An 11500-nucleotide genomic window follows, 5' to 3' on the forward strand; every position below is an offset into this window, starting at 1 on the left:
GATGTCGGGCGCAGATGACCGTGCATTCCAACACGGCACCCGCGTCCGAATCAGGAGAATCCGGCAAATATATGAACGATTGTCCAGGTTGCGTCCGGTGAGGGGCCGGATGTGCCGAAGGACGCCTCCGGATACGGAGACGCCCTTCGGTCGTCCGGTGGGAGTCGCCCGTGACGGGCCTCCCGGCAGACGGGGTTGCTCAGATGGCGCGGACGCCGGTGGCCTGCGGGCCCTTCTGGCCCTGGCCGATCTCGAACTCGACTCGCGCGCCCTCGTCGAGGGTCTTGAAACCCGACGACTGGATCTCGGAGTAGTGAACGAAGACGTCGGGTCCGTCACCGTCCTGCTCGATGAAGCCGAAACCCTTTTCCGCGTTGAACCACTTGACGGTGCCTTGTGCCACTTTTTTTGCTCCTGTAACTGCGAGCCGGTCCTCAGGACGAGGGCTGGTCTCGACTACAGCCTGCCAGCTCTGGCCGGGGGTGTCGACAGCGGGTCTATACTTCCCGGTCCTTCGGCGCGTCGCGGCGGCCTCGAACAGCTGCTCGCGACCCGGGGGTCGACCCCGACCGGCGACGGGCCGGTCGCGGCGGGGGTCCGTTCGTCGAGGTTGCCCGGGGCCCGCGCCACCGACATCGAGAGCCGGCCGGGAGCGCAGTCGGTCAGCTGTACACGTAGGACGTCTTCGTCATCGATTCGGGATCGACCCAGTCGGCGAGCGCGGGGCCCTGCAGCGACAGGAAGGCGTCGTGGGCGTGGCGCGCCACGGCTCCCGCGTACTGCTCGTTCTTGTCTCCGTACCGGAAGCTGAACTCGACCACCACGGGCGACTCGGGATCCTTGTCGAGGTCGTACCAGACGATCAGTGCGCACTTGGCCTCGACCTTGGGTGACCTTCCGATCTGGATGTCGGCCCCGGTGAGCACCAGCTCCCGGATGGTGGACGCGCCGACCGTCGAGATGGGCTCGTGCCCGTCGATCGAGGGAAGTTGGTCGGCGAGTCCGGGATACAGGCCGGTCGCGTCCTTCAGGCGGTCGAGCCGCCGGCCGGCACCGATCTCGAGTGTGGTGGAAAAGCTGTAGAGGGAGTGATGCGGAGGTTTGATGTCCTCCTCGAATTTCGCCGTGCCCCAGTCCGGCTCATCCGTGGACAGGTGGCAGTCCTGTGCGACATAGCGATCGGGATGGCGAAACTTCAGGGTCGTTTCCCGCTGTCCGGTGACCACGTCGGTGCGCTCCCGGAGGATGTAGTCGTGCCGTCGCAGGTGTTGCCCGGGCGTGTCGACGAAGCGAATGCGGCGCCGCTTGGAGACGGAATCGAGGGTCCCGTCGATGTCGAACGCGACGGCGCGAATCGGAGTTTCGGACGCGTGCCGGAATGCGTCCGCTTTCCGGAGCACGATGTCCTCCGTTCCGGTGAACATCGCGGCGCGCAGCATGATCTTGTATTCGCGTGACGTGACGTGCGCTGCACTCATGGTCATCCCCGCTCCACGGACGACGAACGAACTCGCTGCCCACGGTGCGTCGCGGCCCGAGCACCGTGCGATCCGTCGATTGTGGGACGTCCGTCCGCCGACGGGCATCCGTGATCGGCTACTCGATTTCGGGCGCGGGCAGCCCCGTCGAGGCGGTTCGCGGGACCCGGGGTGCGGGCTGAGGTCGACACGGTGAAAATCGAGTACCCGGCTACGCATGACGACCCCGACGCGGGTCGGGATGATCGAGGAACCCCGCGGCGCAACCCCGGCGGTGCCCGGACGGGGCGCCCGCCGGACACCGCCCGCCGGACACCGGAACGGCCCCGCTCACACCGTCGAGGCAATCATGAAGCGCTATCACCCGCTCGCCCCCGGAACGTACTCGGGCGAGAGCAGTGGCTACCGGACCCCGGATCGGCCCGACCACCGAGGCGTCGACTTCGCTGCGGACAGCGGCACCCCGGTCTACGCACCCACCGACGGCACCATGGCCCATGTCGGGATCAACGACGACCCGCAGGGCTTCGGCTCCTGGCTCGTCCTCGACGCACAGGAGGACTGGGGACTGGATTTCATCTTCGGCCACATGCCTCCGTCGTCGTTCGTCAACCCCCACACCGGCCGGCAGTGGCGACACGGCGATCCCGTGCACGCGGGCCAGCAGATCGCGGTGGTCGGTTCCGAAGGCGGTTCGACCGGTCCGCACCTGCACTTCGAGACGTTCGGTGCGCCCGGACGATTCGGTGGGCCCGACCTGAATCCCGACACCACCTGGCTGTTCGATGCAGCCGATCCGCGACTGGCGCCGCACGTCGACGGCGGCGGCTCGCTGGTGGGCGCGACGCTGGTGGACTACTCCGCCGGCGTGCCGGCCGCGCTGCAGATCAAGTCCGCGGGATTCGTGGGCGCCATCCGCTACGTCGCCGATCCCCGGGCAGGATGGATGCTCGGCAAACCGCTGCGCAAACAGGAGGCCGACGACCTGCGCGCGCAGGGTCTGGTGGTGGTCTCCAACTTCCAGTTCGGCAAGTCGGACTGGTTGGGCGGGGCCGAACGGGGGCGTCGTGATGCCGAGCGCGGCATCCAGATCCACCGCGAGGCCGGGGGGCCCGACACCGCCCCGATCTACGTGTCGGTGGATGCCTCGCCCAGCGAGGAGCAGTGGGACAGCCTCGTCCGTCCGTACCTGCTCGCGTGGCAGGACCGGCTGGGCAGGGACCGGATGGGCGTCTACTGCAACCACCCGACGATCGAGTGGGCGCTGCGTGACGGCGTCGGCACCTACTTCTGGATGCACAACTGGGGCAGCGAGGGTCGCATTCACCCCGCCGCTCACCTGCACCAGTTCGAGATCGACGCGCAGAACGTCGCGGGCGTCGGCGTCGATCGGAACCGCATCCTCCGCGAGCCCTTCGGGCAGTGGGACCCGGCATCGTCCGGTGTGGCGGGTGCCCTTGTCGCACAGCCTGTCTCGCCGGCACCCGAACCGGACGGGTCGGCGGCGGGTCGCGGGGCGACCGGTTACCCGATCACGTGGCGCGGCGGACCGGGATACGACCCCGGCCACGGCGAGTACCTGCGAATCTACCTGCACACCACCGAGAACCAGGACTGGATCACGCGCGCCGAGAACGTCGCGGATTTCCAGACGCGCGAGCAGAACGGCAGCTACCACTACCTCGTCGACGACACCCACATCCTGGGCACGGTCACCACCAAGAACACCGCGTGGGGGGTGCTCGGCGACAACCGGGTGAGCGTTCAGATCGCGATGGTGGGTACCTCGGGAACGACCGGCTCCTGGACCGGACCCAACCCGAACCGCGAGGAACGGCCCAAGACCAGGGAGCAGTGGCTCGAGCACGACACGATGCTCGACATGGTGGCGTTCGTCATCGCCACCGTCGCGAAGGATTACGGCGTTCCGATCGAGCGCGTGGACATCGCCGGTGTCGGGGCGAACCTGCGCGGGGTCAGCAGCCACAACAACTACACCTACGGATCGGTGATCCTCAAGGGCTTCAAGGACGGAACGCACTGGGATGTGCCGGACACCTTCCCGTACGACGTCGTGCTCGCCGCTGCGAAACGCCACGCGGGGGTCCCGGACGACCCCGACCGTTTCCCGCTCCCGCCCGGGCACTACTGGGGGCCGTTGGACGGGCCGACCGAATCGTGGTCCAACACGTACGGCAACGAACCGCAGTCCTCGAAGGACGGGCTCAGACGATGGCAGGAGGCACTCGGGCTCCCTGGTTCGGGCATCCACGACAACGCCACGAGGCGGGCCGCCACCCGCATGCAGCAGGCGTTCGGCCGGCCGGTCACCGGCAACGTGTACGAGGGCGAGTGGAACGAGGTCGTCCGCCACGGATGGCGGCTGCCTGCAGCCGAGCCGCCGAGGCCGGTCGCCCCGATCGACCCGGGGCCCGCGACCCCGCGCTCGATGAAGATCAAGGCCGTCACCGGACCGGGACTGACCGACCGTTTCGGCATGGCGGCAACGGATCTCGGCGTCATGGCGCGCACTCCGTCGGGGCGCATCCTGGCGGTGTTCGGCGACACCTTCCGCGGACCCCGGGTCGGCGACGGCGACTGGCGGGCACCGGTCGCGCTGTTCTCCGACACCAAGAACCTCGACGAGGGGATCGTGTGGAGCGAGGCGGCGGGCGGGGACCCGAACCACGCCCGCCAACTGTGGGACTACCCGCACGACAACCCGGTGTTCTCGACCGTGCTGCCGTCCGACGTCATCACCGTGGGCGACACGATGTACCTGCACGCCATGGTCAACAAGGGACTGGGCAACGTGGTCTGGACCGAGATCTGGCAGTCGGTCGACGACGGCCACACCTGGCAGCACACCGGCGCCAAGTTCGACCCGGGGCTGCACCGGGGGCTCGCGCAGTTGTGGACCTGGGATGTCGCCGCGGACGGGTGGGTGTACGTGTTCTCCACCGGATTCCAGCGCGACAAGCCGCTGATCCTGCGCCGCGTGCGCGCGGATCGGATCGCGCAGCCGTCGGCCTACGAGGGCTGGGGCTGGCGCGACGGTGCGTGGGGGTGGGGCAACGAGCCCACGCCGGTCCTCGAGGGCGTGGGGTCCGCGGGCAAGTTCGGGGAATTGTGCCTGCGATCGATCGAGGGCCAATGGGTGTTCGTCAATTTCGACTCCTCCAACGTCGGCGGGTACGACATCGACGTGCGGGTGTTCGCGAACATCACCGACAACCTCTACGACGTGCACACGAGCACCCCGATCCGGGGGGTCGGCTGGGGGCAGGAGGGCGACGACGCGGTTGCACAGCTGTACGGGCCGTCGATCGTCCCCGGATCCACGCCGGGCTCCGGCTTCCACATCCTGCTCAGCCAGTGGAAGACCGAGGGTCCCGATGCCGGCTGGCCCTACCGGGTCCTGCAGTTCAAGATCCCGGTGGCCCGCGTGGCGGGATTCCACGACGACGGCGCGGCCGGAGTCGACGGCCGGGCAACCGGCCGGAACGGAGGTGATCACGGCTGATCCGGTGACCGCGACGGGTCACATCGGCGGTGGTCGCTTCGGCGATCGGATGAATCGGGCCCGCTCATCCCGCGACCCGACTATACAATTCGGACATGGTCCTGCGGTGGCCATTGATCCCGCGGTGGGACGAGAGCGCTTCCACCGCAGGGGGGTCCGCGCGTGGAATGATCCTCGTCGGCCCACTCGGCGTGGGGAAAACGACGCTGGCGCGGGCGATCTCGACGCGCGACCATCGGGACTGCCTGTGGGTGGCGGGCACGGAGTCGTGCCGCCACCTTCCGCTCGGCGCGTTCGCCCACCTGCTCGACATCGGTCCCGACCCGGATCCGGTGACGGCGCTGGCCGATGCGCGTGCGGCACTCGGACGCCGAGACGGTGCGACGCTGGTCGTCGACGACGCCGACCTTCTGGACCCGTTGTCGGAGGAACTGATCCGGACGCTGGCCGCGGACGCCCGCCTGCGCCTGCTGGTGACCTGTTCGGGCGGTCGGACGGCCTCGGTCCGTGCGCTTCTCGGCGACGGTGTGCTCGGGAGTGTCGAACTGACGGCATTCGACCGGGACGAGGCGCAGCAGGCGGTCGAGGCTGCTCTCGGTGATCCGGTGGACCGGGTGGCGTTGCACCGGATGTGGGAGGCGTCGGAGGGTAATCCGTTGTACTTGAGGCACCTCGTGGAGGGTTCCTGGGACGCGGGCTTGTTCCATCGGTGCGGTGGGATCTGGCAACTGGGCGGGCGACCCGTGGTGTCCGCGGCACTGGAATCGCTGCTCGGCGCCCGCCTCCGCGGGTGTGCAGCGGACGTGTACGAGGTGTTCCTGCTGTCGGCGTTCGGCGGGACGCTCGACGTCGACCTGCTCGGCCGCCTGGCCTCGCCGGGCGCGGTCGCCGCGGCCGTGTCCAGCGGATTCCTGCGGGTCGACGGGGGACGGACGGCGCGGCTGAGCCACCCCGTGCTCGGCGTGTTGCTCCGGGCGCAGACCGGCGTGCTCGCCGCGCGGGCCGTGCGAGGGCGCCTGGTCCGGGCTCTCGCAGGCGGGGGTGCCGAAGCCGATCCGACCCGGCGGGCGGAGCTCTCCCTCGACGGCGACGTCGAGGTCGACGTCGCCACTCTCGTCGGTGCCGCCGAACGGGCCTGTGCGCTCGGCGACGACGCCCTGGCCGAACGGGTGTCCGCGGCAGCGTTCGCCCGCGGCGGTGGTGTCCGGGCCGGCGCGCTCCTCGCGCAGTCGACGCGATGGCGCGGCCGGGCCGGTGCCGCGGACGCGTTGCTCACCGAGTTCGACCCGCGACGCCTGTCGGAGCCGGAACTCGTCGTGTGGGAACTGTCGCGCGTGTGCGGGTTGTACGCGAGTGACCGGGTCGTCGAGGCGTATCGCGCCCTGGCGGCGCTGACCGCTCGCACGACGGGCACGGCGGCCCGGGATCTGCTGGTGTCCGTGACGGTGGCGTTCGACTTCTTCGCGAACGACCTGCCGCGCGCGCTCGAGCTGGCGGACACTCTCGTGGAGGCCGAGCACTGCTTCGGCCCGGCGTTGACGGTGGTGGCATCGGCCGGCGGGTGCGCCCTGGCGCGGGCGGGCCGCGCGGACCGGGTGCCCATGCTCGCGGCACGTGCGCTCGGTGCGGCGAGACCCGCGGGCGCGACGGTGGTCGCGGGCCGGATCGGTGTAGCGGAGATGTCCGCCGTCACCCTCGCCGGCTATCTCGCCGGGATCGACACCGTTCTCGAGCGCTACACGGGTCCCGAGGTCGTCGGCCGGCCGAGATCGGTGACCGACGCGTACATCCGCGGGCTGGCGCACCGGGCGACCGGGCGACTGGACCGCGCGGAAGAGGAGTTTCGCCGGGCGGGTGCGGCCGCCGTGTCGGGCGAGCAGCGGATGTGGATCGGGTTGTGCTCGGTCGAGCTCGCCCAGGTGCTGGGGGCGCGCGGCAGGGCCGGGGACGCGGCGCACGCGCTCGACCGCGCCGACGCGGTCCACGGCCGGTACCTGGCGTCGTTCGAGCCCGACCTGCTGCTCGCCCGGGCATGGGTCGCGGCGGCGCGCGGTGAGCACCGGCGGGCGATCGCCGCCGCCCGCCGCGCCGCCGCCCTGGCCAGGGCGGGGTCGATGTTCGGGGTCGAGGTCGTCGCTCTGCACACCTCGGTGCGTTTCGGGGACCGGTCCGCGGCCGGGCGGCTGCGCGGACTGGCCCGTCGCGTCGACGGCCCGTTCGTCCGCGCCGCGGCCGCCCATGCGGGTGCGCTCGAAGCGCGGGACGGAGACGGGTTGGACAGGGCAGCAAACGAATTCGCCGAAATGGGGGCGCTGCTCGGGGCCCTCGACGCTGCGGCGCAGGCGGCGCTCATGCATCGACGGGCCGGCCGGACCGGCAAGGAGATGCGGTCGGTGGCCACCGCCCGGCGGCTTGCCGCGCGGTGCGGTGGGGCGCGCACTCCGGCCCTGGCCGCGGCGGAGAGCCCGGCGTCCCTCACCGAGCGGGAGCGACTCGTCGTGTCGCTCGTCGTCGACGGGCTGACGAACAGGGAGATAGCCGAACGCCTGACCCTGTCGGTTCGGACGGTCGAGGGGCACGTGTACCGCGCGTCCGGAAAGCTCGGTGCCCACGATCGAGAAGGGTTGGTGGACAAGATGTCTCGATGCCAGGCCTCGGACGTCACGCCCCGTTCTCGATGAGTACGGTCCGGATCATGTCCGCGCGGTCCCTCGCCTGCAGTTTCATCATCACGTGCGACATGTGCCCCTCGACGGTGCGGGGGGAAACGCCGAGTCGGTCGGCGATCTGGTGGTTCGTCAGGTCGGCCGCGGCGAGCAGGGCCATCTGCCGTTCACGGTCCGTGAGCGGCAGCGCCCGCGCGGCCGTGACGAGGGCGGGGGTGCGGGCATGTCCGCAGCCGTCGGCGAGAGCGTGCGCGTGTGCGGCGGATCGGAGCTCCCGGCGCCGGTCGCCGGCGTGGCGGTACGCGTCCGCCGCCTGGGCGTAGGCGTCCGCCGCGAGCAGCCTGGCCCCGAGACCGTCGAATTGCCCTGCAGCGTGGACCAGTTCGTCGCCGTCGGCGGACGACAGTGCGGTCGCCTGCCGGGCCATCGGCTGCACCAGGCGCCCGTCGATCAGGTCGGCCAGTGACAGCAGACGGGGCGCGCCCGCCGTGTCACCGAATCTGACCGCGGCGTGCAGTGCCTCCGCCTCCGCGGCCAGCAGACCCGACGTGTGCGCGAGGCTCGCCGCCCGCCGCGCGAACTCGATCGCGGCACTCGTGTTGCGGCCGGAGGCCGCGGCCCATGCGCGGCTGATGTCCAGGTCGGGGCGGTAGAGCAGCCGATGCTCCCCGATCGCAGCCTCCGCCACGCGGACCGCTGCGGTCGCCTCCGGTGTTCGGCCGGACACGGCGAACGCCTGGGCCAGAGCGAGATTTGCGATTCCGCGCCAGCCGACATTGGATCGCTCGAGGCCCGCCGCGGCCTCGGCCAGACGGGCCTGCGCCGCAGGCACGTCGCCCTTGGCCAGGTCGAGCCTGCCGATCAGGGCGCTGATCCCGAACCAGGCGGCAGGGTTGTCGGCGGCCATCGTCAGATAGCGTCGGGCGGACCGGTCGGCGCGATCGAACTGCCCGCTGTGGACCAGCGCCAGAATCTCGCCCTGCCCCAGGGAGAATCGCAGTCCGGCGGTGTCGGAGCGGATCAGGCCGAGGGCCCCGTCGGCCCATGCGGGTGCCGCGTGACCGTGCCCGGTCATCGCCAGCGCGAGTGCGCCTGCGCTCGCCGCCCACACCCGTGCGGCGGGCGGCGCGGACACGGATCGCCGCACCCGCAGAGCCGTTCGCAGCCCGTCGTCGGCGTTGCCGAGCGAGACGTCGATCGCCGCGCGCACCGCGTCCAGACAGTCGCGCGCCGCTCGGTCCGTCGCACGACGGGACCGCTCCAGTCGAAGGAGTTCGAGCGACTCCGGGCCAGCGTCGAGGTTCCAGAACAGGTTTGCCGCACGAGCGATGACGAGGGTGAGCCGGTCCGCCTCGGGCAGTGCCGTCGGATCGGGCGCGGACAGCAGACGCTCGGCATCGGCGCCCCGATCGGTCCAGGCGAGGGCCCGGGCGTGAATCAGCCGCGCCGTGACACCGTCACCCTCGGCGGTGGCCGCGCGGGCGAGGTTCTCGGCACGGGGGAACGCCCCCAGCGCCGCGGCCTCCTCCGCGGCCACGGTGAGCGTGTCGGCGCTGACGCGCCGGTCACTGTCGAGCGAGAGTTCCGCCGCGCGGATCCGGTCGGCCGGTCGTCCGGGGTGCGAGCGGAGGAGCGCGGCGATCTCGCCCCGGATCTGCCGGGCGGTGCGCTCGTCCACGCTCTTGCGCACCACCTCACCGAGGAACGGGTGGGCGAGCCGCGCCGCCAGCATCGAACCCTCCCGGCTGAAGCGGACCAGCTCGGCGCGCTCGGCGGCGATCATCGCCTCCTCGCCGGCCAGTTCGCTCAGCACCGGCAGGGCGAGGGGTTCACCGAAGGCGACGAGCTCGACCACCCGGCGGGCGGGCGGGGGTGCCCGGCGACAGCGTGTGTGCAGGAGCAGGGCCAGCTCCAGCGTGATGGCCGGTTCGCCCCGCAGCTGCCAGATCCCGTTGCGGCAGCGCAGCCGGCCGGCGGCATGGGAGCCCTCGACCAGATGGCGGAGGTACAGGGGGTTGCCCTGTGTTTCGGTCCAGATCCGTTCGGCAGTCAGGCTTTCCACCGGTCCGCCGAGTGCAGCGGCGAGCGCCGCGTCGCTCTCGGCGTGCTCGAAGTCGCGGACCGTGACCCGGACGAATCCGCGGTCCTTCCACAGGGCCGTGACGGCATCCGGAACGGGCTCCCCGGTCCGGGTCGACACCACCAGTGCGAGAGTGCTGCTGGTCGCCAGCTGGTTGAGCAGGGTCGCCGACAGCGGGTCCAGCAGGTGGGCGTCGTCGACGACGACGGTGCCGTTCGGCAGGTGCTCGGTCAAGGCTCGGCGGGTGTCCGACAGTCGCGACGTCAGATCCCAGGGGGACCGCGGGCCGAGGTGCTCGGACAGCGCGCCGAAAGGCGTGTGCTGCGCGGCGGTCGTACCGGCGACCCAGGTGACCGGGCGACTCGACCGAGCGGTGGACTCCTTCAGGAGGGTGGTCTTTCCGGTCCCCGCGAGCCCGTCGACGACGACACCCCGTGGCCCGTCCGCCGACCCGACCGCCCGGGCGATCGCGGCGGTTTCCGCAGGTCGCTCGATCACCGGCCAGTGCAGGTTCACCGGAATGATCTTAGTCCGGTGCAGCTGTCCGGCCGACCCGCGCCGCGAGGGACGGCACGACGGATCGTCCCCGAGCCCGACGGCGCGCCGACGCGAGAGCCCCGCCGGGTGCTGACCCGACAGGACCCGCCTGACCAGCGCGGCGGCACGGACGTCCGGGTGACACGCGCGCCCGTCTCCGGCGGTTGTGGAGCCGCTGGGTGTCTTGCGTCGCCCACTGTGCGCGCGAAAGATTGAGTGCGCAGTGGTCGCGGTCGCGGGCCGTCGGCGGCGCTGTTTCTGTGCAGCGGACCCGGAATCGGCGGTGGACCTCGCCCGCCGGCCACCGGCGGTCTACTCGCGAGCGGGTCGATCACCCGCCTGAGGAGAGGGCGATGTTCATTCAAGTGATTCAGGGCAAGGTCGGCGACGAGGCCGGGTTGCAGCGGTGCATGGACCGGTGGAACGAGGAGCTGGCGCCGGGAGCGACCGGCTACCTGGGGTCGACGAGCGGCACCTGCTCGGACGGCACGTTCATCTGCCTGGCCCGGTTCGAGTCGCAGGAGGCGGCGCTGCGCAACAGCGAACGGCCCGAGCAGGGTGCGTGGTGGGCGGAGACCGAGCGCTGCTTCGACGGCCCGGTGACGTTCACGGACTGCGCAGAGGTGACGGAGTGGATGGGCGGCGGCTCGGACCACGCCGGCTTCGTCCAGGTGATGGAGGGCCACACCAGCGACGCGCACCGGATGGTGGACCTGATGACCCAGGTCGGCGACCGGGTGCACGAGCTGCGTCCCGAGATCATCGGCGGCACCCTGTGCAGCGACGGCAAGGACGGCTATGTCGAGGCCGTGTACTTCACCTCCGAGAAGGAGGCGCGGCTGCACGAGAAGGTGGAGGTCCCGGACGACCTTCGGTCGCTGTTCGAGGAGGAGACCGAGCTGATGGGCGAGGTGTCGTACTACGACATGCGCGAACCGATGCTGGTGTCCGCCGAGCGGAAGTGAGAATCGGGCGACCCCGGTGCGCCGGTGTCCGGCGGCCGGGGTCCTTCGCTGCTTCCGGCAGCCCGAACGCAGAATCGGGCCGATAGCAGATATCGCTGAATGTGACAAAACCTCGCCGAGTAGTGTGACCGGCGATCGAGTCACACACCCGAGGAAATCGAGAGGTACTCCACAGTGACCACCGTCCAGGAGCCCGCCGCGACCGCGGCGTCGAATGTCCCTGATATCCACACCACCGCGGGCAAGCTCGC

Annotated in this window: 6 protein-coding genes; 3 read left to right on the top strand and 3 right to left on the bottom strand. The window is 70.9% G+C overall.

Annotated elements, in window-relative coordinates:
- Positions 1-199 precede the first annotated feature (199 nt).
- Positions 200-403 (bottom strand): cold-shock protein, encoded by a 204-nt coding sequence (locus ABD951_RS17095; protein ID WP_345347346.1) that lies wholly within the window; start codon positions 401-403, stop codon positions 200-202.
- 259 nt (positions 404-662) lie between these two features.
- Entirely contained in the window at positions 663-1484 is an 822-nt protein-coding gene (locus ABD951_RS17100; RefSeq protein ID WP_345347349.1) for a hypothetical protein, read from the bottom strand.
- A 211-nt stretch (positions 1485-1695) separates the two neighbouring features.
- Here ABD951_RS17100 and ABD951_RS17105 point away from each other — a divergent pair, with 211 nt between their 5' ends.
- Positions 1696-5001 carry a DUF4185 domain-containing protein gene (locus ABD951_RS17105; protein ID WP_345347352.1) on the top strand — a complete coding sequence of 1102 codons (3306 nt, stop codon included), beginning with the start codon at positions 1696-1698 and terminating at the stop codon, positions 4999-5001.
- 95 nt (positions 5002-5096) lie between these two features.
- Complete coding sequence (locus tag ABD951_RS17110; RefSeq protein WP_345347355.1) at positions 5097-7682, top strand: helix-turn-helix transcriptional regulator; 2586 nt, start codon at positions 5097-5099, stop codon at positions 7680-7682.
- On the opposite strand, the gene ABD951_RS17115 is transcribed toward ABD951_RS17110, so the two are convergent.
- On the bottom strand, positions 7663-10263 hold the full coding sequence (locus tag ABD951_RS17115) for a LuxR C-terminal-related transcriptional regulator (RefSeq protein WP_345347358.1): 2601 nt from the start codon (positions 10261-10263) through the stop codon (positions 7663-7665). The genes ABD951_RS17110 and ABD951_RS17115 overlap by 20 nt on opposite strands.
- Before the next feature lie 374 nt (positions 10264-10637).
- On the opposite strand from ABD951_RS17115, the gene ABD951_RS17120 reads away from it, so the two are divergent.
- The gene (locus ABD951_RS17120; protein ID WP_345347361.1) at positions 10638-11249 is read left to right on the top strand and encodes a hypothetical protein; all 612 of its coding nucleotides are present in this window, start codon (positions 10638-10640) and stop codon (positions 11247-11249) included.
- Positions 11250-11500 lie beyond the last annotated feature (251 nt).

Source organism: Rhodococcus olei, assembly GCF_039540555.1.
Taxonomy (GTDB): Bacteria; Actinomycetota; Actinomycetes; order Mycobacteriales; family Mycobacteriaceae; genus Rhodococcus_G; species Rhodococcus_G olei.

What these genes read in the sequence shown, in the direction of transcription:
- ABD951_RS17100 (WP_345347349.1), bottom strand. Translation starts at nt 1,484, where the DNA reads ATGACCATGAGTGCAGCGCACGTCACGTCACGCGAATACAAGATCATG.
- ABD951_RS17105 (WP_345347352.1), top strand. Translation starts at nt 1,696, where the DNA reads ATGACGACCCCGACGCGGGTCGGGATGATCGAGGAACCCCGCGGCGCA.
- ABD951_RS17110 (WP_345347355.1), top strand. Translation starts at nt 5,097, where the DNA reads ATGGTCCTGCGGTGGCCATTGATCCCGCGGTGGGACGAGAGCGCTTCC.
- ABD951_RS17120 (WP_345347361.1), top strand. Translation starts at nt 10,638, where the DNA reads ATGTTCATTCAAGTGATTCAGGGCAAGGTCGGCGACGAGGCCGGGTTG.